This window comes from Nonlabens sp. (assembly GCF_965660805.1).
Taxonomy (GTDB): Bacteria; Bacteroidota; Bacteroidia; order Flavobacteriales; family Flavobacteriaceae; genus Nonlabens.
The window spans coordinates 19,278-45,514 of record NZ_CBFIBE010000019.1 but is presented as its reverse complement, the minus strand read 5'-3'; the positions used below and the strand labels follow the sequence as shown (position 1 = coordinate 45,514).

Genomic DNA, 26,237 nt, shown 5'->3' with positions numbered 1-26,237 from the left:
TGATCAGACGAGTACCAATAATCCTTCACTTTTTAATTTCAGTAACGATGATAATCAATCATGGACCGCTGTTGCAAATACTAATAGTACCTCACTTATTGCTGGAGAGGCCTACCGTTTATTTATAAGAGGTAATCGTAGTATAGACTTGACTAGTAATACCAGTGCCCCAAGCGATACTAAATTAGTCACCACAGGTACATTAATAACGGATGATGTTGTACAACCTTTTTCAAGTACACTAGCTACTGGAGATTTTGTTTTTACGGGTAACCCATATCAGTCTAAAGTAGATATCAGTCTTTTAATGAATGATGCTACGGCTCGAGAAGATGTGAATCCTAACTTTATGTATGTTTGGAATCCGCAGGCTGGTGCTCGTGGTGCCTATAGAGCTTTTGATTTTTCAAACTCGACATCTTCACCATCAGATAGTGAAGTAAATGGAATATTGCAACCAGGTCAGTCTATGTTCTTATTAGTAGATAACGATGGTGATGGTAATGACCCTAGTGTCACTTTTAAAGAGTCTTTTAAATCTGCAGGATCAAATCTTACAGCTACTTATAGTATACCAGAAGCAACACTTTCTATGGATTTGTCTAATGGAGGTTCCAATCTGGATGGTTTTAAAGTGAACTTTTCATCTCAAGGAAATGATGGTATAGATTCATTTGATTTGAATAAGCTTAATAATCTAGATGAAAATATAGCTCTTGTTCATGGAGCCATAGATCTAGCTATAGAGAATCGCAGTTTACCTATAGATGGTACTATATTGCCTCTAAAAATAAATCGTTTTTCAACTGGTTCTTATGATTTTAAATTCCAGCTTTCAGGATTGAATGGTGTAGATGCTTACTTGCTGGATCATCAATCAGGGCAGTATCACTTCATTCAAAATAACAATCAAACGATCGTAACCTTATCATTTGATGAATCAGACCCATCAAGCATTGCGACAGATAGATTTTTAATTGAATTCTCAAACACGACATTATCTGGTAACGACTTTAATTTAAGTAGTCAGGTTTCAGTGTATCCTAATCCAGTGAGCAATGGTCTAGTTAAGATTTCGGGATTAATTAATACACAGCCTGTTTCAGTACAGCTTTATAATCTATCGGGACAGTTATTAGTAAATAAGAGTTATGAAGTGAGTAATAATGAAGTCGTACTTTCTGACTTGGAAAGTTTGAATATGGGTGTATATTTGCTTACATTGCAACAGGAAGGACAACAGGTTGTAAAACAATTGATTATTGAATAAGCTGTTCTTTCAATGCTCTGCTTGTTATAAGTAGTGATTTAGAACTAATTAATTTTTATAAAGAGGCTGTCTTAAAAAAGCTTCTTACTTATCAAATAGAGCTCGTCGAGGTTTTACCTATTGTATTTCAATAGTATTTCGACGAGCTCCGTTTGACTTGTGATATTCTTAGAGGCTCTTAATTAGGTCTCTTTTGGGAACTAAAAGTATATAATAATGACTTGGGATTACTTTAAAAATAAACTATCGCATGTGCTGCTAAATGGAGATAATGATTTGAAATTTAGGAATATAGCTTATTTGCCTAGATGGGTTGTTGTTATCATAGATAGTGCTTTGGTTTGCTTTTCCTTTTTCTTGAGTTATTTAATGGTAAAAAACCTTTCGGTAACTTTTTATCCTACTTTGACTATTTTTCAGCAAGCGGTGGTAGTTTGCTTGGTTCAATTTTCCTTTTTCTTTGTTTTTAGTACTTATGCTGGTTTGATTAGGCATAGTACCACAGTAGATACTTTAAAAATTGCATTAGCTTCTATTTCAGCTGGTATGTCTTTAATATTCATAAGTTATCTGTATAAGGGATTCTTTGAAGAGAAACTTTTTTTGGTGCCGTTTTTGATTATTTATACCGCGGTTACTTTTGGTTTATTACTTTCATTTAGAGTGGCTATTAAGTCTGTTTATCAATTTGTGATCAATCTTAATTCCATGAATAAAAAGAGAGTTGTTCTTTTAGGTGTTAATGATGATACGATCTCTGTTGCTGAGGCTTTGACAAATTCCAGGGATCAAGATTTTATCCTCGCTGGTTTTATTTCCCTTACCAAGTCCTATTCCAAAATGAAAATACTCGGTAAACCTATTTTTAAATGCTCTAGTGGATGGTGCGCTAAACTTAAAACCTGTGACATAGATGGTGTCGTTCTAGTAGGGAATACTATTTCCCAAAAAGATAAATTAAAGATTGTAGAGGAATGTTTGAATCATGGAGTTCAAATTTTTAACGCTCCGGTAATCAAAGAATGGAGTGAATCACAAAGTGTTCATGGAAATATTAAGGAAATCCAAATCGAAGACTTGTTAGAACGAAATACTATCGTTTTAGATGATACCTTGATTAATGATTTTCTAAATGATAGAATTATTTTAGTTACTGGTGGAGCAGGTTCCATAGGTAGTGAAATCGTAAGACAAGTTTCTAGGTACAATCCTAAAAAGTTAATTGTATTAGACCAGGCAGAATCTCCATTACATGAATTAGAATTAGAATTAAGAAGTAACTTCCCTGATCTGAATTTTGAATTTGTTCTCGCTGATATCAGGAACATGAATCGATTAACTAATTTGTTTCAAACGGAAGATATATCTATAGTCTATCATGCAGCAGCTTATAAACATGTACCATTAATAGAAAACAACCCTTCTGAGGCGGTTTTTGTGAATATTATGGGGACCATGAATATAGCAAATTTAAGTGCTGAATTTAATGTGGATCGTTTTGTAATGGTTTCTACAGATAAAGCGGTTAACCCAACAAATGTTATGGGTGCTTCTAAAAGAGCAGCCGAAATTTATGTGCAGGCCTTGCAAGCTACTAAAACTCAAACATGTTTTATTACGACCAGATTTGGAAATGTATTAGGTTCAAATGGTTCTGTAATTCCCTATTTTAAAAAGCAGATCGCAGCAGGTGGACCTGTTACGGTTACTCATCAAGATATTATACGTTATTTCATGACTATTCCTGAAGCTTGTCAACTAGTACTACAAGCAGGAACTATGGGGCAAGGTGGAGAAGTTTTTGTATTTGATATGGGGAAACCTGTTCGTATTATGGATCTGGCAGAAAAAATGATACGATTGTCTGGATTTGAGCCTTATTCACAAATAGATATTAAAGTAATTGGGTTAAGGCCTGGAGAAAAGCTTTTTGAAGAGCTATTGAACGACACGGCTACTGTTTTACCGACGCATCATAAGAAAATTAAGAGAGCCAAAGATGAAGAAAAATCTATGGCAGTTATGGAAGACTTTATTATCGATATATCTGCTGCTGCTCAAGCTCATAATAACGTTGAAGTAGTTACGATTTTAAAGAAATTAATTCCAGAGTTTTTGAGTGAAAATAGTGTGTATGAAGTGCTTGATCACGAGGTAAAAGTAACCAGCTAATCACTATATTTGCCAGATGAAAATATTTTTGTTTAAACGGTTGATAGTAATTCTTGTCTTACCCGTTCTTTTATTGTCTTCTTGCGTATCTAAAAAAGATATTATTTATGTTCAAGATATAGATGATACTTTATCTAAAGAAAAGTCTTTGTATGAAACGACTATTGCAAAAGATGATGTGTTACGTATCATTGTATCGAGTGCTAATATGGAAAGTGTACTTCCTTTTAATCAGGTCGTAGGGTCTGTTTCTAATCAAGATTTAAGGGTGCGTTCTCAAGAAGCGCTTCAAAGTTATCTTGTAGATAAAAACGGAACAATAAAGTTTCCCGTTCTCGGATCTATAGAGGTAAGTGGTTTAACTCGAGAAGCATTAGAGCAACAGTTGCAAAACCAACTTTTAAAATACGTTAAGGATGTTTCAGTTGACGTGAGAATTCTTAACTATAAAATCACCATTTTAGGTGAGGTTACCCGACCAGGTACTTTTACTATAGAGCATAATAGAATTACATTATTACAAGCACTAGGTCTTGCAGGTGACCTTACGGTGTACGGGAAGAGAGACAACATCATTGTTATCCGTGATGTGAATGGTGTTCAAAAATCAGCTCGAGTAGACTTGACCAGTTCTGAATTTATTTACTCGCCTTATTATTATCTCAATCAAAATGATACGGTGATAGTAGAGCCTAATGGAGCTCAAGTTCAAGCTTCAGGATTTAACAGAAATGTTTCTATATACGTTTCCATCGCCTCTTTATTACTTACCACCATTGTTGTATTTTCTAACCTGAATAGATAATTAATGAATAGTACTACCGACTCAAAATCTAATGAAGTCTCCTTGAGAGATCAAATAAGGCCATTTTTATCAGTTTGGCCTTGGGTCTTGTTATCTGTTATTATGTGTCTTTTTCTTTCTGGAATGTATTTAAGGTACACCACAAAAAAGTATGAAGCAACCGCTTCTATAATTATAAAAGATACACAGTTCGGAGGTGGCTTGTCAGAGACTGGTGTATTGGGTGATATTGGCTTATTCGGTAGTAATTTCAATAGTGTAGAAAATGAAATTGAAATTTTAAACTCTAAGCGTTTGCTATCTAAGGTCATAGACCATTTTAAATTAGATATCAACTATTACAGAAAGGGAAATGTCAAGTCAAGTGATGTATATGAATCTAGATTTCTGGACATCACACAATTAAAGAATGATTCTTTACTTCCTTTAAGAGAGAACATATCTTTCTTTGTTAAAAAAAATAATGATTCTTTGTTCGGTTTCAAATCAACTGAGGAAGGTAATTGGGTAAACAAGAAGTATGGTGAAATTATAACAATCGATAATCGTAATTTTTTAGTAACGCCGAAAAACGTTAATAATCTTGCCGATTCAAAAGAGAACAATGATGAAGATATTCTACATGTTGTTATTCATCCTAAATCAAAGTTGTTACAAGATTACCATTCTCGATTAAATGTAGTAAGTTCTGGTAAGAGAGGTAGTGTCGTTAACCTATCCATTACTGATGTGGTAGGCGATAGAGCTGCTGATGTCCTTGATCAATTAATTGAAGAGTATAATAAGGATGCAATTAATGATAAGAATATAGTAGCAAAAAATACAGCAGCGTTTATTGAAGAACGTCTTAAAGAAATCACTAAGGATCTGGATAGTGTTGAAACAGGTATTAAAGATTTTAAGACTTCGGTTCAAGTGGTGGATATTGAAGTAGAAACGGCTATAGATTTGGAGAAAGCAAATCAAATTGAAGCTGAATTATTGAAGGTGGAGACACAGTTATCCATTGGTCGCTCCCTAAAGGAGTTTATGGTGAGAGATTTAGAAAAAACAGTTACCACTGCTGGTTTAGGCATTAATGATATTCAATTAAATCAGTTGATAGGAAAGTATAATGAAATATTAACAACTTTTCAAAGAGTAAGCCAGACCTCAACAAGTGAAAGTCCGGTTATGATTCAGTTAACCAGTGAGTTAACGGCTCTGAAAAGAAATATTTTTACAACTCTTGATAATTACATTAACAATTTAAAGTTAGAAAGGAATAGTCTCGCTCAAAAGTCTAACCAGATTAATGCAACTATTTCACGTGTGCCGAGTAATGAGAAAACGAGTAGAAATATTAAAAGGAATAGAGAGGTTGTAGAGGCAATCTATTTGATTTTAAGAGAGAAACAAGAGACCACAGCTATTTCACTAGCCGTTACAGCTCCTAAGGCAAAGATAGTAGACTCTGGATATGCATCTGAAAACCCTATTTCTCCAAAACCTAAAATAATATTGTTAGCCGGTTTTATATTAGGAGTGATGATACCTATAGGTATAGTTTATCTTAAACAATTATTTTATAATAAAATAGAGTCACGTAAGGATTTAGAAAGAGCACTACCAGAAGTTACCATATTGGGCGAAATACCTAAACTAGAAAGTGGTGCTGATAATAGAATCGTACCTAATGATCGAAGTGTTCTAGCAGAGTCTTTTAGAATCATTAGAACTAATATTCAATATAAATTAAACACCTTAGCGCATAAAGAAACACCAGTTGTTCTAGTGACATCTACTGTTAAAGGTGAAGGTAAAACACTCACTGCTTTTAACCTAGCGAGTACTTTTGCTTATAGCGGTAAGAAAGTGTTACTGATAGGAGGAGATATTAGAAACCCTCAATTACATCGCTTTTTTAATAGAAAATTGAAACATAAAAAAGGATTAACTGATTATCTCGTTACTAATGATTTTGATCTGAATGATTTAGTTTTTAATGTTGATGATAACCCTAAGCTTTCTATACTACAATCTGGAACTATTCCTCCTAATCCTGCAGAATTACTCATGCAAGATCGTATCATGCAACTTTTTGATGAAGCAAAATCACAATATGATATGATTATTGTGGATACGGCACCTACCATCTTAGTAACAGATACTTTCCTTATCAACAAATATGCAGATGTAACGGTTTATGTATCCAGAGCAAACTATACCGATTTAAGTCTTCTGGATTATATTTCAGACACCTTAAAAGCTGAAAAATTGTCTAACATAGCTATGGTAATTAACAGCGTTAAGTTGGCAAACTTTGGTTATGGTAATAAGTATGGTTACACGTATAGTGCAGACAAACAATCTACCTTATCACGATTAAAATCTAAGCTAGGCTTCTAGTTAAATATACTTTTAGTATGTTCTATTACTGGTCTAAGATCTTCTGAGATTTTAGGAGTTATTTTCATTTCTTTAATAGCTTTTAAGTGCTCTGGTTTATGAGCATCGGTAGCTATGAATTCATAAAATCGGTTTTTCAGTAAAAGTGTAGACTTTGTGAAGGCGTCCTTACCATAATGACCTGATAGTGATAGCAGGTTTAATTGAAGTGTAAAACCACGATCTTTAAGGTCTCTATATTCTTCAATATCTTTAATATATGCATAACGTTCAGGATGGGCGAGAATAGGAGCTATGTTTTTCTGAATCATGTGGAATATGATTTCGTTCACATAAGCGGGCTTTTGAAAATATGAAAATTCAGTGAGTAGCATCTTTTCTTTTAAGAATAGAATTTGATCTGAATCAATTAAATGTTTAAAATTACCATCCATCATGTATTCTGATGCAGCATTTGTAATGAAGCCAGTGTTTTTTGTTTTAAAATCAGTAAAGGCTTGTTCTATGGAACGTATATCGTTACCATAATAATCTTCCATGGTGTGTGGTGTAGCTATACATCCTTTAAAGCCTAGTTCTTTGTAAAGCTGTATCATTTGAAGTGACATCTCTACATCTTTAGATCCATCATCTATTCCTGGTAAAATGTGGTTATGTATATCAATTAAACCTTCAAGATGGTCTGCTAGAAATTCTTTTTTAGTAAAAAAAAACATGGAACTACTTTATAATTGATTGTACTTCATTGCTCTTCCACACTTGAGGATATAGATTTTCCAGAAGGACAATACACTCAGGATCATTCTTGAATGCATTTTGTAAATGAAAACGAGCTTTAATTAAATCATTGGTTTTAAAATAAGCTCCAGCTAATCGATATTCAATTTCAGCATCTTCAGGATAGAATTCTAGTCCATGTTCTAAGTTGGACACTACGGCTTCTATTTCCCCTAATTGTAATAAGATATCTGATCGCTCGAGCCAGGTGTCTAATTCATAGTTCCCTAGTTCAATCGCTCGTCTATAGCCATGCTCTGACTCTTCAAAAAAGTTGAGTTTCTTATTAAGTTTAGCATATCTGATCCAGTATAAGGCATTTTCTTCATCGATTTCAGTAGCCTTTTCTATATAGCTCAAGGCTTTTTGATAATTTAATTGCGTAGAATAATAATCTACAAGGGCAATCCATCCTTTATCTAGTAAAGGATCTTCTTTAACTGTTTTCTTAAAAAACTTTATAGCGAGCTCATGAGCACCGAGTTTCTCATAACATTTTCCCAGTCTTAAATAGGCAAAAGAGGTAGGGTCATCTAGTTTTAAGGTGATTTGATAATTTTCAATAGCCTCATTATACTTTCCTAATTTTTCTAACACCTTTCCTTTTTCAAGATAAGCGCCTACAAATAATTCATCTGATATAATGGCAAAGTCAAAAGCAGAAAGCGCCTTATCATACATTTTTAGGTCAAAATTTTGTTTCCCGACTTGATGCCACGCCACCTCACTATATGGATTATTGTTTAAAAATTGGTTTAAAAAATCTATAGCACCTTTATGTTCTTTGAGAAAATCAAAACAGTAAATAATATTATAGAGTGCTGAGTAGTCCGTATCATCTAGCTCTAAACAGGAGATAAAATTCTCTTTGGCTTGTTTATAATCTTCTATGAATAGGTATTCCATTCCTATAAGGTTATAAACATCGGCCTGGTCTTCTGTGAGTTCTAGGGCTTTTTTTAAAAGCTCTACCGCTTTTTCGTGCTCATCAGTTTTAGAAAATATGTTTGCCTTTTGAATATAGATTTCTGAATTATGAGGTTGTAATTCATATAATTGATTAAGGATTTCATGCGCCTTATCAAATTCGTTATCAAATACAAGTATCTCTGCTTGTAGTAGCTTAATAGTTACAGAGCTTGGATGTTGTGATAATCCTAGATGTGCCGCTTTACGCGCCATGTTCATTTTGCCAGATTCTAAATAGTGTTCTACAATTTGTTCAAATTCTTCACTATCAAAAAAACCTACGGCATTAGATTTAAGCATTAACTCAAACTTTTTAATACTCATAAAGCCATCGCCATTAAGTTCAAATTGCATAAATGATTTTTAAGATTTCTACTTTCACTAAGTTCAAAATATTTGTCATTCTTTTCATCATGCCTTAACATCTCTTATAAACAATTTATAAACAGCTTTTAAAGGCTCATTTATGCCTGGAATTCTTCTATAACATCTATCAGGATTTTACAGGCGGTATGGATCTCTTCTCTAGTAATGGTGAGTGGTGGAGTGATGCGTATTGCTTTCTTTTCGTAAAGTAATAAGAAGAAAATTACACCTCTTTTTCTACATTCGTCAACTATGGCAGCGGTGTCGATTTCGGATGACACTATGGCTGCTAGCATTAAACCGGTACCTCTTACTTCTAGAATATGCTTGTTTTTTAAGCTTTCGCGAAAGCGTAATTCCTTATCCTTAACAGTTTCTATAAGTCCATTTTGCTCTAATTCACTTAGGGTAGCATGTGCAGCCGCAGCAATCACTGGATGACCACCAAAAGTAGTAATATGTCCAAGCATGGGAGATTCCTTAAACTGATTCATGTGATGTACACTGCCTGTAAGCGCACCTATAGGTAAACCACCTGCAAGACCTTTACCTGTTACGACTAAATCTGGAACGATACCTAGTTGTGTAAAGTAAAACATACTACCGGTGCGCCCTATTCCTGGCTGTATTTCATCCAGTATGAGTAAGGCTCCTTTTTGCGTACATTTTTCTCTTAAAGCTGTAATCCATGATTTATGGGGCATTATAAAGCCAGCACCACCTTGAATAGTTTCTATGATAACGGCTGCGGTTTGCTCAGTAATAAGGTTTAATTGTGCAAAGCAATTAAATTTTATATGTTTAATTTGAGGTATTAATGGTCTGAATGGAGCTTTACGTTCCTCATAATCCATGAGGCTTAAAGATCCCATAGTGTTTCCATGATAAGCTTTTTTCATGGCTATGATCTCTGATCTATTAGTAACTCTACGGGCTAGTTTAATCGCTGCTTCTATTGCTTCTGTGCCGCTATTTACGAGATAAGTCATCTCCAGTGGTTCTGGCATGTGACTGGCAAGTTTTTTACACAGCTCTATAGCAGGTTTTTGAGCATATTCTCCATAAACCATTACGTGCATGTACTGATCTACCTGGTTTTTAATAGCAGTAGTTACCGCTGGATGACAGTGACCTAGCGGTAAAGCGCTCACTCCAGCTACACAATCTAGATAGCTTTTCCCGTGAATGTCATAGATATAATTCCCCTTTGCATGAGATATCTCTAAACCTGGAGCAAATGGAGTAGTGGGCGCTTGATATGCAAAGAAATCTTTTTTCACTGGTTAAGATTTTTTACCTATAACTTGTTGATCTTCTTTTTTGTTAATGAGGAGTTCTTTATCGAGTCTAGAGTTCTCATTAATTTCTGATGAGTTATTCTCATCAAAAAAGGCATCTTCAATTTTAGGTAACGGTAATCCTTCTATTTTAGTCAGTTGAGGTATAGGTTTGCCTTTAAATAGATCATCTATACTGTAGAGCTTTTCTTCTTCCCGCCAGTTGAAGCCTCTTAATCTACGGGCGTTTTCTGGAAATTCTTCTGGTGGTATGGTTTCATCTTTAGAGCTCATAATAGGTTTAATGATGGCCACATCACCATTTCTAAACGTAACTTCTAGTTTACTACTAGTTCCTTTATTAATTCCTATCAGCTCCTTATCCTCATCTTTCACATATAATACGTTTTCTACATTTTTATCCATTTTAACTTTATGGAGCTCGTTATCTTTAAAGTAACCTTTGAGTTCTTTTCCTTTTATTTGATCATAAGCATTATCTAGGATCGTGTCTTTGTTGATAACAAAGGCATTATAAAAAACGCGTAGAGAATCTAGTCGTTCTGTTTCTACATTGCTTTGTAAATGGATGGAGTCTCCGGTGATCTGACTTTTACCACTCCACAGCACTGGTTTTTTAATCATTTTAGTAAGACCTGTAGATTGTCTGGTATAAATGGAATCACAGCGACCACTTAAATCACTTTTAAAGAGCCTTACATCTTTAAAACCTCTAATGATACGGTTATCTTCAGGACCAGTAACCATAAGCGTGTCTGCATGTATATAAACAGAATCTTGTTCTTGTACAGATATGGCTACTGCTCTTTTTGTAATAAATACAGAGTCTTTGTCTCGATACACTTCGGCATAGTGACCTTTTATGATGGATTTATTAATGGTATCTGTAACGATTATATGATTCGTAGCGCTGGCAAAGTTAGTTACACGGTTAAAAAATAAACTATCACCAGTAACTGTTCTATTATTATAATCAATACGCGAATTCTTTACAAAATGGCCATAATCTTTTCTGGTGTCATAAAAGCCACGTTCACAGTAGACTGTACTAGTTTCTCCTTTTATCGTAGATGGTCCATATAGGTAAGCGTGTCCTGTTTCTGTATAAAAATTAACCTGTGCAGAGTTGATAGTATAATCAGGATGTGTGATAATTACATGATCTAAAAATTGATACTTTTTTTCTTGCATAAAAAAACGACCAACACGGCTCGTGAGAACACTTGCGGTATCTGTTACTTTCCCACCGCTTCTGTAGTAGGCCTGTTGTTTAGTGCGATCAAAGTAAAGAGTATCTGTTTCTAAATGAGTATCAGGACTGCGCATTTTTACCTTTCCAGAGGCAAAAGCCAGTTTAGTATTTCCATTATACTCTGCATATTTTGAGTTCATGAATACACTATCACCTTGATTCATGCGCACTTTTCCTAAGGCTCTTAAGAAATTATCTTTTTTATAAAAAATAGCCTGATCACACCACATTTTTATTCCATTGTGCTCTACATAGACTTCTTGGCTATCAGAGCTGGCATAGATAATGGCTCCTGGATATTTATCTTCTATAATCCTTTGATATCCTGCAATTACATTAATAATGGAATCGCCTTCAGTTTCTGCATTTTGTGCTATGCTTAAAAATGAAAATAAACCTAGCAGTGATAAAGAAATATAATTTTTCAAATGGAATCTATTAAAGAACAAATTTACTAAAATGATCATAGCTTTAAATCTATACTTGAATTATAATGTCAATTCATCATCTAAATGATGAGTTGGTATAAGTTAGTGGATAGATTGTTAAATTACTACACAGCGCTCCACAACTTCTTCAATAGTAAGTTGCAGGTGTTTAGGTAGCATATTATCCTTAGGTAATACTGATAACTGGCGGTCTTCATTACTATCAAAAACTTGTTTCAATAAAGGATGCGGATAACCCATAATCTGACTAATCTCACGAATTAAATCAATGTGATGTATTAAGTCCATACTGCCTAAATGAAACACTCCACGACGGCGTTTATTGATAAGGTAATGAATTTGCTGCGTTAATTTCTGAATATGTGTCGCGTTAATCACTACATTAGGAAACACTTCTATGGCTTCTTGATTTACCAGTTGCTGTCTTAACTCTTCTACACGTGGTGTATTATTCCCAAAGATCATAGGGATTCTACAAATCACGTACTTAGAAGGATGCAGCCTTAATAAGGCGTTTTCAACCTTTATTTTAAAGCGACCATAAATACTTTCAGAAAATGTCTTGTCATATTCATAACTGGGAAAGTTTGTAAAACGGTCAAAAACATTTGCACTGGACATAAAAATAATACGAGAGTCATTTTTCACGACCCAATCAATCAACCGCTGATGTAAATGAACTTGCGAATTTACATTACCACGCACTGCACTAATAATGAACTGAGGTTTTAATAAGTCGAGTAATCCATGAATATCTTCTAGCTCCATATCCAGCTGGTGGAAATGCTGGTTTTTATCAAACTCTTTATGATCTGTGCGATAGGTGGCATGAACATCATAATAGGGTGCAAGCTCCTTATAGATTGCGTTGCCTATAAAGCCACTACCGCCTAAAATTAATATTCGATTCAAAAAAATAATTAATTGTTCTTTATTCTTAAAAGCCTCATTCAGGAGTTATTAATGCTTTTCTCTTAGAGAAAAGTATTGAAACAGTTCCTTTTTCTTTGGAAAGGGCTAGGCTTACTTTTTATAAAAAGGCAACTTGATAACCGTAGCAGGAACTAGTTTCTTGCGTATTTGGATATGAATCTTACTGCCTGGAGTGGAAAAAATAGGCGGTACATAACCCATTCCTATACCTATTCCCATGGAAGGAGACATCGTTCCACTGGTAACTATACCAAGATTTTTCTGGTTACTATCTTTAATTTCATAACCGCCACGAGGAATGGCACGTTCATCCATCTCAAACGCGACAAGTTTGCGATCCACACCTTTTTCTTTGTGCTCTAAAAGCTGCTCATGGTTTACAAATTCTTTAGTGAATTTAGTGACCCATCCTAGACCAGCCTCATAAGGTGAAGTCGTATCATCTATATCATTACCATAAAGACAGTATCCCATTTCTAATCGTAAAGTATCACGTGCGGCAAGACCTATAGGTTTTATATTAAAAGCTGCTCCAGCTTCAAAAACTTTTTCCCAAATCTGAGCCACTTCAGTATTCTTACAGTATATCTCAAAACCACCAGAACCCGTGTAACCAGTTGCGCTAATGATGACATGCTCTATTCCAGCAAAATCTGCTACTTCAAAATGATAAAATTTTATAGCACTCAAATCTACAGAAGTAAGCGACTGCATCGCTTCCACAGCTTTAGGACCTTGAATAGCCAGTAAAGAATAATCATCAGACAGGTTTTTCATAGCTGCACCCATAGTGTTGTGCTTGGTGATATGAGCCCAATCCTTATCGATATTAGAGGCGTTAACCACTAGTAGATATTGATCTTCTTTCATTTTATAAACGATCATGTCGTCTACAATTCCGCCAGTTTCATTAGGTAAGTAAGCATATTGTGCTTTTCCTACGGTAAGTTTTGAAGCATCATTAGAAGATACTTTTTGAACTAGGTTTAAGGCTTCTGGACCAGAGATTAAAAACTCACCCATGTGAGAAACATCAAAAACGCCTACATCTTCACGCACCGTTTGGTGTTCTATATTCACTCCTTCATATTGAACAGGCATGTTAAAGCCTGCAAAAGGAACCATTTTTGCGCCTAGCGCCTCGTGTACTGCTGTAAGAGCTGTGTTTTTCATTTAAGGTTTTTTATAAACGTTACAAAGGTATGGATTATACCTTTTATTTAATATCAGCTTTTAAGAATTAAGAGTTCTTTAAACTTCAAGTCTTTAACCTAAGTTGCTATCTCAATTTATACAGACTCAATTATTCTATTCATAATATCTTATTCTTAATTCTAAATTAAACACATTCCTTAAATTGCAATCGTAAAAACCTACACATTGAAAATACTAAGCGCACAACAGCTCGCTGAAGCTGATCATGCTACGATAAGCAAAAATAAAATCACCAGTAACGACCTCATGGAGCATATAGCTCAGCTCATTTTTGAGCGCCTGCATAGCAGGCTGCAAGGTTCTCCAGTATCTATTAAAGTTTTTTGTGGGATAGGTAAAAATGGTGGTAATGGTCTAGCACTGGCACGTCACATGATCCAGCATGGTTATCATGTAACCGTTTATGTGACTAATTGCAGTAAGAAAAGAGCACCAGAATTTTTATTTCACTATGATAAAATAAAAGAAGTCACAAAAGACTGGCCTATTTTATTGTCTTGTAAAGATGATTTTCCAGAGTTACATCCACAAGATATTATCATAGACGCCATTTTTGGAACTGGAATTAATAGATCCATTGATGGCTGGATGGCAGCTTTAATTCATCATCTAAATAACACACCTGCGTTTAAAATCGCAATAGACATGCCTAGCGGTTTATATGCAAATACACCACAGCCTATAGAATCCCCCATTATTAAAGCACAACATACCTTTTCATTTGAAACTCCTAAATTGAGTTTTTTCCTGCCTCAAACGGGTAAATATACTGGAACATTTGAAGTCATTCCCATAGGTTTAGATGCACATTATATGATGGAAGCTGCACCACTGGCTCAAATCATTACTCCAGACACGGCACGTAGTATGTATAAACCACGAGATAAATACAGTCATAAAGGTGATTATGGTCATGTTCTCACTATGGCTGGCAGCAAAGGAAAGATAGGAGCAGCCATACTTACCGCAGGTGCTGCGATGAATATAGGAGCAGGAAAAGTAACCGCTTATTTACCAGAAGATGCAAATGATATTTTACAATCTAGTTTGCCTGAAGTAATGACTATTACAAGTGCTGGAGAAGATTTTATTACAGACTTTGAACACGACCTTAAGGATGTTACTCTTTGTGTAGGACCTGGTTTGAGTACTGGAACAGCTGTTAAAAACGCTTTCGCGAAAGCGTTAACACAACAATCTAACCCTATCGTCATAGATGCAGATGGTTTAAATATCTTATCACAGCATCCTGAGTACTGGAAAATGGTTCCTAATAATTCCATTGTAACACCTCATGATGGTGAGTTAGCACGATTGATGGGCAACTGGAAGGATGATTATGACCGACTAGAAAAGGCTAAAAAACTCTCCACTGAAAAAGATGTGATTATAGTTTTAAAAGGAGCGCACACTATTGTTGTTTCTGGAGAAAAGTTATACGTAAATGATACCGGTAATCCAGGAATGGCAACCGCAGGTAGTGGAGACGTTCTCTCTGGTGCTATAGCAGGATTACTGACACAAGGTTATGAACCTGTAACAGCAGCGGTATTTGCAGTCTTTTTACACGGTGCAGCTGGTGATATAGCGAGTCAATCCTATGCTCATGAAGGCTTAAAAGCTAGTATCATTTCAAACTTTATGGGAGCAGCAATTCTAGATTTGTTCAGACCAGAACCATCACAACAACAGCCCAAACAATCACAGTAGTTTTTTACTATGTTTGCTTATTATTGCGTCAATTAAATAGCCAGAAATGAAACATTATATATCATCAAAAAGATTAACCATCCAGCAATTACAGGACATGCTAGAGCAACCTGTAACATTATCTTTATCTGAAGAAGCTGTAGAACGTATAGAAAAATGCCGCTCATATTTGAACGATAGGTTTGATCATAAAGATGCCGCAGCTACCTATGGAATTAACACAGGTTTTGGTTCTTTGTGCAACACGCACATCAGCTCTGGTGAGTTACAGCAACTACAGTATAATTTATTAGTTTCTCACGCCTGTGGAACAGGTGATGAGGTGCCACATCAAGTGGTAAGATTAATGCTGTTTCTTAAAATTCAAAGTTTAAGCTATGGTCACAGTGGTATAAGTAGAGCAGTGGTGGAGCGATTGATTACATTCTTTAATAATGAGGTTTATCCTGTGGTTTATGAGCAAGGATCACTAGGTGCTAGTGGAGATCTAGCACCGCTGGCACATCTTGCCTTACCCTTAATAGGTGAAGGTGAAGTGTTTTATAAAGGTATGAAAATGAGTTCTCAAGAGTTAAACACTCAACTAGGAATAGAACCTCTCCAGCTTAAGTCTAAAGAAGGACTAGCACTTATAAATGGAACTCAATTCATGCTGGCTTATGGAGTGTATAGTTTAATTCATAGTTATAAAGCATGGCACTGGGCTCATATTTGTGGTGCTATGTCTATAGACGCTTTTGACTGTAACTTATCACCATTTGATGAACGTATCCATATGATAAGACCTCATGCAGGTCAGTTGCGTAGTGCAGCATTAATTAAGTCGTTACTAGATGATAGTGATATAGCTCAAGGCGAAAAAGTAAACGTTCAAGATCCGTATAGTTTTAGATGTATTCCTCAAGTACATGGAGCAACCTGGGATACCTTAGAGTTTGTAAAAAAGACCTTCATGACCGAAGTGAATTCTGTTACAGATAACCCTAATATTTTTCCAGAGTCTGGAGCTATTATTTCTGGAGGTAATTTTCATGGACAGCCACTAGCGCTTGCACTAGATTATCTAGGTATAGCTATGTCAGAAATCGCAAGTATAAGTGAACGCAGAACTTTTCAACTCATGAGTGGAACTCGTGGTTTACCAGCGTTTTTAGTTAACAATCCAGGATTAAATAGTGGAATGATGATTCTTCAATATACCGCAGCTAGTATAGTAAGTCAGAATAAACAACTGTCCACTCCAGCCAGTGTAGATAGTATCGTGTCTTCAAATGGTCAGGAAGATCATGTGAGTATGGGATCTAATGCTGCAACTAAAATGTTCCGGATCGTAAAAAATGTGGATCGAGTGCTTGCTATAGAGCTTCTTGCAGCTACTCAGGCTGTAGAGGAACGTTTACCACAACAAACCTCTTCTTTTTTAACAGAAATTATAAAAGGTCTGAGAGTAGATGTACCTTCACTGGACACTGATCGTGTTTTACACAATGATATTATGAACTCTTTAAAATATATGGAGTCAACAAGATTTGATTCAGACTTGATATTTTAAATTATTCCTAGAATATCATGTTGTGTTTGTAATGTCTTTAGAAAAGTTACGATTTATTAATAGGAGATAAATTAGTACTAATCTTACCTTTCCATGTAAGTGATGGGATAGTTCAGGCTCAAAAATTCATATTAAGGTTAAACTTTTTTGTTTTTGGTATAAGACACCACCACCGCTCACAGCTTATAAGTTAAAGACTCACAAACTAATATCATGAACATAAAAAAAATAAAGACACTAGGCGATCTTAAAAAGGCAGGATGGAACTCTAAATCCATTAAAGATGAGCTTAGAGATAACCTAAAAGAAAATATAAAAAACGGTATCGACTCTTTTACGGGAATTCACGGTTATGAAAATACGGTGATTCCAGAACTAGAACGTGCCATTTTGTCCAGACATAATATTAATTTACTAGGGTTGCGCGGTCAGGCAAAAACGAGACTTGCAAGATTAATGACTGGTTTACTGGATGAATATATTCCTTATGTCACAGATAGTGAGATCCATGATGATCCCATGGAACCATTATCCAGAACAGCGCGTGAGCTTATTGAAGAGCATGGAGATAAAACACCTATCTCCTGGTTGCATAGAGACGACCGTTTCTTTGAAAAACTTGCCACACCAGATGTTACCGTGGCCGATTTAATAGGAGATATAGACCCTATAAAAGCAGCAAATCTTAAACTAAGCTATGCAGATGATCGAGTGATTCATTATGGAATGATACCACGTGCTAACCGTTGCATTTTTGTAATTAACGAGTTGCCTGATCTACAAGCTCGTATTCAGGTAGCCTTATTCAACATCTTACAAGAAGGTGATATACAAATACGTGGTTTTAAATTAAGACTAGCACTAGATATGCAGTTTATCTTTACTGCAAATCCTGAGGATTATACTAATCGTGGTAGTATTGTAACGCCATTAAAAGACCGTATAGGTTCACAAATCTTAACGCACTACCCAGAAAATATAGAAATTGCCAAAACCATAACACAACAAGAGGCTCGCAAAGATGAGCGCACTGAAAGTGCTGTTAGTGTTCCAGAACTGGCCAAAGATGTTCTAGAACAAATCAGTTTTTCTGCTAGAGAAAGTGAATATGTAGATGAAAAAAGTGGTGTAAGTGCTCGTATGAGCATTACGGCTTATGAGAACCTGCTCAGCACCGCAGAACGTCGCGCCTTAATGAATGGAGATGATACGACCACCTTGCGTTTCTCTGACTTTTCAGGAGTCATTCCTGCCATAACGGGTAAAATAGAACTGGTTTATGAAGGTGAGCAAGAAGGCGCTGCCTTTGTAGCTCGTGAATTGATAGGAGATGCCATAAAGAAACTGTTTCCTCAGTATTTCCCAGAAATTAAAAAACTTGTAAAACCTGATGAAGAAACACCTTATGACAAGTTGCTAGAATGGTTCTTTAATAACGATGGTTTAGAATTACTAGATGAACTTAATGATGCTGATTATAAGGCACTACTAGATCAAGTATCACCTTTAACAGATCTAGTTGAAAAATACCAACCAGAATTACCTATTCAGGATCGCTACTTCTTAAAAGAGTTTATCCTATGGTCTCTAGTAGAGTTTGATAAACTCAGTAAAAAGCGCTTTACTGAAGGCTATCAGTTCAATGATTTGTACAGTAATTTTATTAAGGGAATATAGTTATATCTAATTGAATTTATTAAGACTTTATAAATTCAAATTGGTATTACTCATTTAATTCACTAATCAACTTATCCATAATACCTGTAAACTCCTTATTCTTTTTGGCTCTCCTTTTTGCTTTTTTAGCAATTTTGAGAGCTTTCTTTTTGTCACCATTCTTAAAAAGTAGATGGGCATAAGTCTTAAGGTTAGATGAGAATTCTTCCAGTTCTATGGATCGTTGTACTAGAATTAACGCACAGGCTATGTCCTTAGAGTCGTCCAGTTTTTGATAAATATTCCATGATAAGGTATTTAGTTGCTGTGCGTCGTACCAGATGGTTTTTAGGTTTTTAACGGTCAGTTTAGGATTTGCTCCAGCGACTAGTTCATATTGAGATGGTTTACCACGATAAGCTAGTCGATCACCTTTTAGAGTCATGAGATCATGTCGTTTGATCATTTTAACCATTTCTTCTCTTAACATGGCACTTCCTGTGCGACCTAACACGCGACCGTTTTTTATAAAAAAGTAAGCCGGTATGGAGTTTACTTTTAGAATATCATCGGTTATATTCTTATCAGTATCCATAAAGTAAACCGTAGTATCTATCGTTTTATCGCTATCTATATCCTTCATGATCGGTTTCATGTAACGGCATGGACCACACCAGGATGCTGTAAAATAAAGCACTTTAAGTTGATCATCTTCCAGCATGACGGTTTCTTCCATGGTCTGATCAGTTACCCAGTTTTGTGCAAACACGGGAATGGTTATAACTAGTGCAAAAAAGCTAAAAAGAATAGGCTTCATTAGGGTAGGTTTGGAATAATAGGAATTAATTTTATGCCGTAATTATTATGGCAGTAGGTTTTTGTGATGACGCTTTCGCGAAAGCGTAATTCTTAACCTCACAAATATACTTACAGCTATTCATAAATAAATCACAAGACTAATACTCTTGCCTAATAATGCTCTAAAATGAACAATAGAAAAGAACAACTAGCCGCACTGGACAGACTACTAACCATAATGGATGAACTGCGAGAAGGTTGCCCATGGGATCGCAAACAGACACTGGAATCCCTGCGACATCTTACTATTGAAGAAACCTATGAGTTAGGTGATGCGATACTGGATAATGACCGTGAGGAGATTCCTAAAGAGCTAGGAGATTTACTTTTACATATCGTTTTTTATTCAAAAATAGGATCTGAAACTGGGGAATGGGATATCGCTAGTGTGGCAAATGGTATTTGTGATAAATTGATATCGCGACATCCACATATATATGGAGATGTAGAGGTGGCAAATGAGGAAGAGGTGAAACAAAACTGGGAAGCGCTCAAACTCAAAGAAGGAAAAAAAAGTGTGCTAGAAGGAGTGCCTAAGTCCTTACCAGCACTCGTAAAGAGCTCTCGTATTCAAGATAAAGTAGCTGGAGTAGGCTTTGACTGGGAACGACCAGAACAGGTAAAAGAAAAACTGGAAGAGGAACTGGCTGAGTTACAAGTTGAGGTAGATAAAAATGATAGTGATAAAATAGAGGCAGAGTTTGGTGATGTATTATTCTCACTTGTAAATTATGGAAAACACTTAGGAGTAAATCCTGAAGATGCTTTAGAACGTACTAATAAAAAGTTTATCAAGCGTTTTCAATATCTAGAAACTAAAGCTAAAGAGCTAGGGAAGCAACTTAGTGACATGACACTGGCAGAGATGGATGTCTACTGGAATGAGGCTAAAAAAATAAGATAAAGTAGAAAACAGTTCTAACGAAATCGTTTTAGTTGTTAAATGTTAAATAAAAATTGGTTTTGTTTTTGAATTATTTAAGTTTGTGATAAATATCTTATTATGAGAACATTTGCTGTTTTTCTTTTATTGCCATTGCTGGTTTTTTCTCAAATTGAAATTAACCCTAATCCTGCTACCATTAACTCTGGTATTATGACCATTACTTATGGCGCGCAAGGCGATTACACACTGTTTGACCCTATGAGTGATCCTAACTTATTATTATATACAGGACTGGAAACAGATGGTGTTACAGCTACTTGGGATTTTCATGATGATTTTGCAGATATTTCTACTTTGGTACCATTTAACTATGATAATACACTAGGATATTATATCGCTCAGATAGATGTTGCAGGTAGAACTTATGTAGAAGAACCTAATTTAAACATTACTACTATTCCCGCTGGAACTCAAGTAAATGACTGGTATTTCCTTATTGCCACGACAGATCTTTCTAGACAAAGCGCAGATTTAAAAGGAAGCGATTATGGATGGCAACAAGCAACTCTTTCAAATGATGTCCTTGAAGAACTAGAATTATTTAAGATCATGAACCAAAAATTAATTTATAGCGGTAGTGATGTTATAACACTTCATGTTTATGGACTTTCAGGAGCCTTAATTCATACTACATCTATAAAAGACGCAATTACTGATCTTTCCTTTTTACCTAAAGATCAATTGTTTCTTCTTAGGTTAGAAAGCCATAAAGGAGTTAAGGTGATTAAATACTTGAACTAGGAACGATTTAAAAGGCCTCATTATTTTTGATATTAACAGAGGTCATCCACATATTCAAATCCGCTATCTCCTTTTTGCTGGTTTATCTTTTTAAAAAAGTCATGAATAGGTTTGCGGTCTGCTTTTACCTTTACCCAGTAGTTATCTCTGTAAATACTATATTCTTCGGCGCGACCTTTGTAAATATTAAGTTTAAAATAGGGAATAGGTAGTGCAAAGGTCTGTAACCTAGAGCGGAATCGCACAATAATTCCTTTTTCTCTTAATTCTATATTGCACACGTTGAGACTGTTATCCACCACCAGCAGGTTGTGAATCTGTATGCTGCTGCTGGTAATATGTAACTTAGGAGAGCCGCTGCCTTTTAGTTTCCACCTTTCGCGTAAGCTGAGAACTCGACCTACATCATTTTCAATGAGTCGTCGAGTTTCTGGGTCGTTATAAGAGACGTTATAAAGCATAATGGTAATGTTAGTTTCTTAGTCTGAGGAGTTCGTTAAGCCTTTCATAATCCTTATCTTTGCAGGCTTAAATTTGTACTCATGACACTTCATCAACAACTAGAAATTGCGGTAAAAAATGCTGTAAAGGACTTATTTTCTGTGAGTTTAGAATCTGTTGAGATTACGCTTACGCGAAAAGATCAAAACGGAGATCTCACGGTAATGGTATTTCCTATGTTGAGACATATCAAAGGAAATCCTGCGGTGATCGGAGAACAAATAGGAGCAGAGCTGCTTAAAACAGACCTTATTTCTTCCTATGAAGTGATTAAAGGATTTTTAAATATAACCGTTTCTCACGCCATTTACCTTAGTGATTTCAACAACATTCTAGGCACTGCTGATTATGGAAAAACTGGGGTGGACCATGCTCAACCTGGTGTGATGGTAGAGTATAGCTCGCCTAATACTAATAAGCCACTGCATTTGGGCCACGTGCGTAATAATTTATTAGGCTATTCAGTTGCTCAAATCATAGAGGCAACAGGTCGCAAGGTGAATAAAACCCAAATCATTAACGATCGCGGAATTCATATTTGTAAGTCCATGCTGGCATGGGAAAAATATGGAAATGGAGAAACTCCAGAATCTACCGGTTTGAAAGGTGATAAGCTGGTAGGGAATTACTATGTAAAATTTGACCAAGAGTATAAAAAAGAAATAGCGAGTTTAATCGAGTCAGGAAAAACAGAAGAAGAAGCTAAAAAACAAGCACCATCATTACTCGCAGCACAAGAAATGCTCCGCAAGTGGGAACAAGGTGACGCTGCTGTTGTAGGGCTTTGGAAGAAAATGAACGGTTGGGTTTATGATGGTTTTGATACGACTTATAAAAACCTAGGAGTTGATTTTGATAGTTTGTATTATGAGAGTAATACTTATTTGCTCGGTAAAGATGTAGTTCAAACAGGACTGGATAAAGGTGTTTTTGAACGCGATCCAGATGGTTCTGTTTGGATCGATTTAACTGATGAAGGATTAGATCGTAAAATAGTTTTACGATCTGATGGTACTGCCGTTTACATGACTCAAGACATAGGAACAGCGATACAACGTGTAAAAGATCACGATATCAACTCTATGGTATATACCGTAGGTAACGAGCAAGACTATCACTTTAAAGTATTGTTTTTAATCCTTAAGAAATTAGGCTACGATTGGGCAGCAAACCTGTATCATTTAAGTTATGGTATGGTAGAATTACCATCGGGTAAAATGAAATCTCGTGAAGGAACCGTAGTAGATGCAGACGAGCTTATGGAAGAGATGACTGATACTGCTAGAGAAATTGCTCAAGAACAAGGCAAACTAGACGGAATGAGTGATTCTGAGAAAGAACACCTGTATAAAATGATAGGCTTAGGAGCTTTAAAATACTTTATGCTTAAAGTAGATCCTAAAAAAAGCATGATGTTTGATCCTAAAGAATCTGTAGATTTTCAAGGAAACACAGGACCGTTTATCCAGTACACGCACGCAAGGATCAAGTCTATTTTAAAGAAGTCTGGTTTTAATGCTGATCAATTGAAAGTAGCTACAGATCTTAAACTTACTGAAAAAGACGCGGCGGTGATCAAATTACTACAGCAATACCCAGATACCATAGATGCGGCGGCAAGAAATTATAGTCCAGCACTTGTGGCAAACTATGTCTATGAACTCGTGAAAGAATTCAATTCTTTCTATCAGAATGTTCCAAAAATCGTAGAAGAAACAAATGCAGACATGAAGCAATTCCGTTTAGCACTATGTTATAAAACAGCTGCGGTTATCAACTCTGCCTGTGTATTACTAGGAATAGAAGTTCCTGAGCAAATGTAAATTTAGTCTTTGAGTCTTTGAGTCTTTGAGTCTTTGAGTCTGTGAGTTTTTGAGTTCTGAGCTGAGAGCTTTTTGAATATCATAACTTGATTGATTGTTTTAAAAACATCAGGTAGACTCAACAAATAACGGTTCAATTTCCGTTTCCCCAACCCTAAAGGGTGCGGTAATTTATAGCTTAACAGAGATTTCAGTTTTAAATTTTAATACAAGAAAACCTACCCTTTAGTGTCAGGGAAAAGTTTTCGGGTATTATATAAAAAGTAACACCTGTCATTGTGATTTCGGCAGCGCCGAGAGAAAGCAATCTGCTAGTGATGAAAGCATCAGTCCGACCAAATAAATCATGGTTCAATTTCCGTTTCCCCAACCCTAAAGGGTGCGGAAATTTATAGCTTAACAGAGATTTCAGTTTTAAATTTTAATGCAAGAAAACCTACCCTTTAGCGTCAGGGAAAAGTTTTCGGGTATTATATAAAAAGTAACACCTGTCATTGCGATTTCGTCATGGCCGAAAGAAAGCATTGTGCTAGTGATGAAAACCAGAGATTTTGATAAACGATAAGTTCACGTCGCTGTAAGATGAGATGTTGAATCTAGTTCAGCATGACAGATTTTGAAAAATAAGACTAATGACTTAGGAATATAAAAATTATGATTTCTTCAAACTATCCATTTTTTTCCCGATCTCTTCTGCTTTGGCAAAAGCTGCATCGGCAGCAGCGCGGTCTGACTTAGATAATTTGTGGAAATCGCCCATGAGTTTTTGATACTCTTCTTGTAGTTTTTCTAACTCACTTTTCTTTTTAAATAATCCGAACATAATGGTTGTTTTTAAAGGAGTCGTTAAATATAGCGTTCATTACTTTTTAAAATCAAAAACAAGTTGACTTTATAAACGTCGTGGCGATCCCAGTGCAGCCTAGAGAAATAATCTACTGGTTATAAAAACGCATGCAACTCTTAAAAGATACTTATTACCTACCAGAATTTTACCCATTTGATTAATGAAGGCTTTACAAATACAACTTAATTTAAAAACTTAGAACTTTGTAAGAATAATTCTGCTTAAAACCTCACAACTCAAAACCATCGTCACCTCATTCTTAAACATTAGTTTGTTTTATAATATCAATTAATAACAATGATTTGTTCCACAAAACTGATAAATGTCATGAAATAAGGCTTGTACTTCAAATACTTTAGCAACCTGTTAGCTAATACTATTTTAAGTGACTTATAATCAAACCTATAAAAACTGGAAGCGTCTTTCTAAAGATGCTATAGATGCTCATATTCTAGAGGCACTCGCCCAAAATATTAACTATTATGATAGTTTAAAAATGGGTGTGCCTGCATCCCATCTCGATAAACAAGAATTTGCACCAGATTCTCAAATACTAGATGGTTCTACATTTTTGAAAACACTTATCAATAACCCTAACCATATAGGTGTTCATACAGACACAGACCTTTCTGAACCTTATTTCTCTGGAACCCAAAAGCTAGAGGCTCAGGTCATTAAAATTATAAGTGATGATATCTTAAAAGCTCAGCCCGATACTATAGACGGCTACGTTTCTTCTGGTGGTACTGAAGGTAATATACAAGCCATTTGGGTATATCGTAATTTTTATAATGAGACACTTCACTTGAATAAAGATTACAACTCTATAGCCGTAATCTGCAGTGAAGATGCTCATTACAGCATGGATAAAGCGTCTAATTTACTGAATATAAAACTAGCCAAAGTTGCTGTAAATAAAGATACACGAGCCATTAAAACTGACCACCTTAAAGAACAGTTAGAAAAATTACAACAGCAAGGTGTAGATAAGTTGATCTTAGTATGTAATATGATGACGACCATGTATGGCTCCGTAGATGCCCTAGATGATTACATGAATGTGATCAAGCAATTTCCATCCATGAAAGTAAAAGTGCATGTAGATGGTGCATATGGTGGTTTCTTCTTGCCATTCACGCATCCAGACCAGCCACTTACTTTTCAAGATAATCGTATAGACTCTTTTACACTAGACGCACATAAAATGCTCCAAGCACCTTATGGAACTGGAATTTTTGCAATCAGAAAAGGCTTGCTGAAGTATAGTCTTACTGACAGTGCTCAGTATGTCGCAGGAATGGATTGCACACTGGTAGGCAGTCGCAGCGGTGCAAATGCGATCAGTATCTATAAAATATTGATGAATTACGGTCCTTATGACTGGGCAGAGCGCATGCTGGCACTCGCACAAAGAACAGAAAGACTTAAAAACCAATTGGCTCTTTGGCATGTGCGGTTGATTCACTTTCAAGGCAGCAATATTATAGCCATTCATAAAGATTATGTATCCTCAGAGATTGCAATAAAATATGGACTTGTCCCTGACAATCATCACCAGCCAGAATGGTTCAAAATTGTGGTAATGGATCATGTAAAAGGCGATAAAATCATGCAGTTTCTTACAGATTTTAAACAGAGTTTATTAAGTCATGATAAGGTTCAAGAGCTAGAAAAGATAAATAATAACGCTTTCGCGAAAGCGTAACAAA

The 26,237-nt window shown here is 35.6% G+C and carries 20 protein-coding genes; 11 read left to right on the top strand and 9 right to left on the bottom strand.

Going from position 1 to position 26,237, the window contains the following annotated elements; genetic code table 11:
• The 4 genes from ACTF48_RS06540 to ACTF48_RS06525 all read left to right on the top strand — a co-directional run.
• A partial coding sequence (locus ACTF48_RS06540; protein WP_438962348.1) for a T9SS type A sorting domain-containing protein occupies nucleotides 1-1,270 on the top strand: 1,270 nt, incomplete at its 5' end.
• Nucleotides 1,271-1,978: 708 nt separating this feature from the next.
• Entirely contained in the window at nucleotides 1,979-3,442 is a 1,464-nt protein-coding gene (locus tag ACTF48_RS06535) for a polysaccharide biosynthesis protein (protein ID WP_438962347.1), read from the top strand.
• Nucleotides 3,443-3,458: 16 nt separating this feature from the next.
• On the top strand, nucleotides 3,459-4,247 hold the full coding sequence (locus tag ACTF48_RS06530; protein ID WP_438962346.1) for a polysaccharide biosynthesis/export family protein: 789 nt from the start codon (nucleotides 3,459-3,461) through the stop codon (nucleotides 4,245-4,247).
• 3 nt (nucleotides 4,248-4,250) lie between these two features.
• The gene (locus tag ACTF48_RS06525; protein ID WP_438962345.1) at nucleotides 4,251-6,635 is read left to right on the top strand and encodes a GumC family protein; all 2,385 of its coding nucleotides are present in this window, start codon (nucleotides 4,251-4,253) and stop codon (nucleotides 6,633-6,635) included.
• On the opposite strand, the gene ACTF48_RS06520 is transcribed toward ACTF48_RS06525, so the two are convergent.
• The 6 genes from ACTF48_RS06520 to gcvT all read right to left on the bottom strand — a co-directional run bounded on the left by ACTF48_RS06520 (nucleotide 6,632) and on the right by gcvT (nucleotide 13,852).
• On the bottom strand, nucleotides 6,632-7,351 hold the full coding sequence (locus ACTF48_RS06520; RefSeq protein ID WP_438962344.1) for a tyrosine-protein phosphatase: 720 nt from the start codon (nucleotides 7,349-7,351) through the stop codon (nucleotides 6,632-6,634). The genes ACTF48_RS06525 and ACTF48_RS06520 overlap by 4 nt on opposite strands.
• A gap of 4 nt (nucleotides 7,352-7,355) precedes the next feature.
• Nucleotides 7,356-8,735, bottom strand: coding sequence for a tetratricopeptide repeat protein (locus tag ACTF48_RS06515; RefSeq protein ID WP_438962343.1), 1,380 nt, complete (start codon nucleotides 8,733-8,735; stop codon nucleotides 7,356-7,358).
• Nucleotides 8,736-8,845: 110 nt separating this feature from the next.
• A complete protein-coding gene (locus tag ACTF48_RS06510; protein WP_438962342.1) occupies nucleotides 8,846-10,027 on the bottom strand; it encodes an aspartate aminotransferase family protein in 1,182 nt (393 codons plus the stop codon).
• 3 nt (nucleotides 10,028-10,030) lie between these two features.
• Entirely contained in the window at nucleotides 10,031-11,725 is a 1,695-nt protein-coding gene (locus ACTF48_RS06505) for an OstA-like protein (protein WP_438962341.1), read from the bottom strand.
• Nucleotides 11,726-11,842: 117 nt separating this feature from the next.
• Nucleotides 11,843-12,658 (bottom strand): NAD-dependent epimerase/dehydratase family protein, encoded by an 816-nt coding sequence (locus ACTF48_RS06500; RefSeq protein ID WP_438962340.1) that lies wholly within the window; start codon nucleotides 12,656-12,658, stop codon nucleotides 11,843-11,845.
• Nucleotides 12,659-12,769: 111 nt separating this feature from the next.
• On the bottom strand, nucleotides 12,770-13,852 hold the full coding sequence (gcvT, locus tag ACTF48_RS06495; RefSeq protein WP_438962339.1) for a glycine cleavage system aminomethyltransferase GcvT: 1,083 nt from the start codon (nucleotides 13,850-13,852) through the stop codon (nucleotides 12,770-12,772).
• 207 nt (nucleotides 13,853-14,059) lie between these two features.
• Between gcvT and ACTF48_RS06490 the strand changes: the two genes are divergently transcribed.
• From ACTF48_RS06490 to ACTF48_RS06480, 3 genes are all read left to right on the top strand, one after another.
• Nucleotides 14,060-15,604 carry an NAD(P)H-hydrate dehydratase gene (locus ACTF48_RS06490; protein ID WP_438962338.1) on the top strand — a complete coding sequence of 515 codons (1,545 nt, stop codon included), beginning with the start codon at nucleotides 14,060-14,062 and terminating at the stop codon, nucleotides 15,602-15,604.
• 46 nt (nucleotides 15,605-15,650) lie between these two features.
• The gene (hutH, locus tag ACTF48_RS06485) at nucleotides 15,651-17,156 is read left to right on the top strand and encodes a histidine ammonia-lyase (RefSeq protein WP_438962337.1); all 1,506 of its coding nucleotides are present in this window, start codon (nucleotides 15,651-15,653) and stop codon (nucleotides 17,154-17,156) included.
• 213 nt (nucleotides 17,157-17,369) lie between these two features.
• Nucleotides 17,370-18,833 (top strand): AAA family ATPase, encoded by a 1,464-nt coding sequence (locus ACTF48_RS06480; protein WP_438962336.1) that lies wholly within the window; start codon nucleotides 17,370-17,372, stop codon nucleotides 18,831-18,833.
• 46 nt (nucleotides 18,834-18,879) lie between these two features.
• Here the strand turns inward: ACTF48_RS06480 and ACTF48_RS06475 are convergent, their stop codons facing one another.
• Complete coding sequence (locus ACTF48_RS06475) at nucleotides 18,880-19,629, bottom strand: thioredoxin domain-containing protein (RefSeq protein WP_438962335.1); 750 nt, start codon at nucleotides 19,627-19,629, stop codon at nucleotides 18,880-18,882.
• A 168-nt stretch (nucleotides 19,630-19,797) separates the two neighbouring features.
• On the opposite strand from ACTF48_RS06475, the gene mazG reads away from it, so the two are divergent.
• Together mazG and ACTF48_RS06465 are read left to right on the top strand one after the other, a co-directional pair.
• On the top strand, nucleotides 19,798-20,574 hold the full coding sequence (gene mazG / locus ACTF48_RS06470) for a nucleoside triphosphate pyrophosphohydrolase (RefSeq protein WP_438962334.1): 777 nt from the start codon (nucleotides 19,798-19,800) through the stop codon (nucleotides 20,572-20,574).
• A 99-nt stretch (nucleotides 20,575-20,673) separates the two neighbouring features.
• Complete coding sequence (locus ACTF48_RS06465) at nucleotides 20,674-21,357, top strand: hypothetical protein (protein WP_438962333.1); 684 nt, start codon at nucleotides 20,674-20,676, stop codon at nucleotides 21,355-21,357.
• Between the two features lie 32 nt (nucleotides 21,358-21,389).
• Here ACTF48_RS06465 and ACTF48_RS06460 read toward each other — a convergent pair whose 3' ends face one another.
• The gene (locus ACTF48_RS06460) at nucleotides 21,390-21,818 is read right to left on the bottom strand and encodes a hypothetical protein (protein WP_438962332.1); all 429 of its coding nucleotides are present in this window, start codon (nucleotides 21,816-21,818) and stop codon (nucleotides 21,390-21,392) included.
• Between the two features lie 81 nt (nucleotides 21,819-21,899).
• Here ACTF48_RS06460 and argS point away from each other — a divergent pair, with 81 nt between their 5' ends.
• Nucleotides 21,900-23,681, top strand: coding sequence for an arginine--tRNA ligase (argS, locus tag ACTF48_RS06455; protein ID WP_438962331.1), 1,782 nt, complete (start codon nucleotides 21,900-21,902; stop codon nucleotides 23,679-23,681).
• A 652-nt stretch (nucleotides 23,682-24,333) separates the two neighbouring features.
• On the opposite strand, the gene ACTF48_RS06450 is transcribed toward argS, so the two are convergent.
• Nucleotides 24,334-24,504, bottom strand: a complete 171-nt coding sequence (locus ACTF48_RS06450) for a Lacal_2735 family protein (RefSeq protein ID WP_438962330.1) — start codon at nucleotides 24,502-24,504, stop codon at nucleotides 24,334-24,336.
• 409 nt (nucleotides 24,505-24,913) lie between these two features.
• Here ACTF48_RS06450 and ACTF48_RS06445 point away from each other — a divergent pair, with 409 nt between their 5' ends.
• On the top strand, nucleotides 24,914-26,233 hold the full coding sequence (locus ACTF48_RS06445; RefSeq protein ID WP_438962329.1) for an aminotransferase class I/II-fold pyridoxal phosphate-dependent enzyme: 1,320 nt from the start codon (nucleotides 24,914-24,916) through the stop codon (nucleotides 26,231-26,233).
• Nucleotides 26,234-26,237 lie beyond the last annotated feature (4 nt).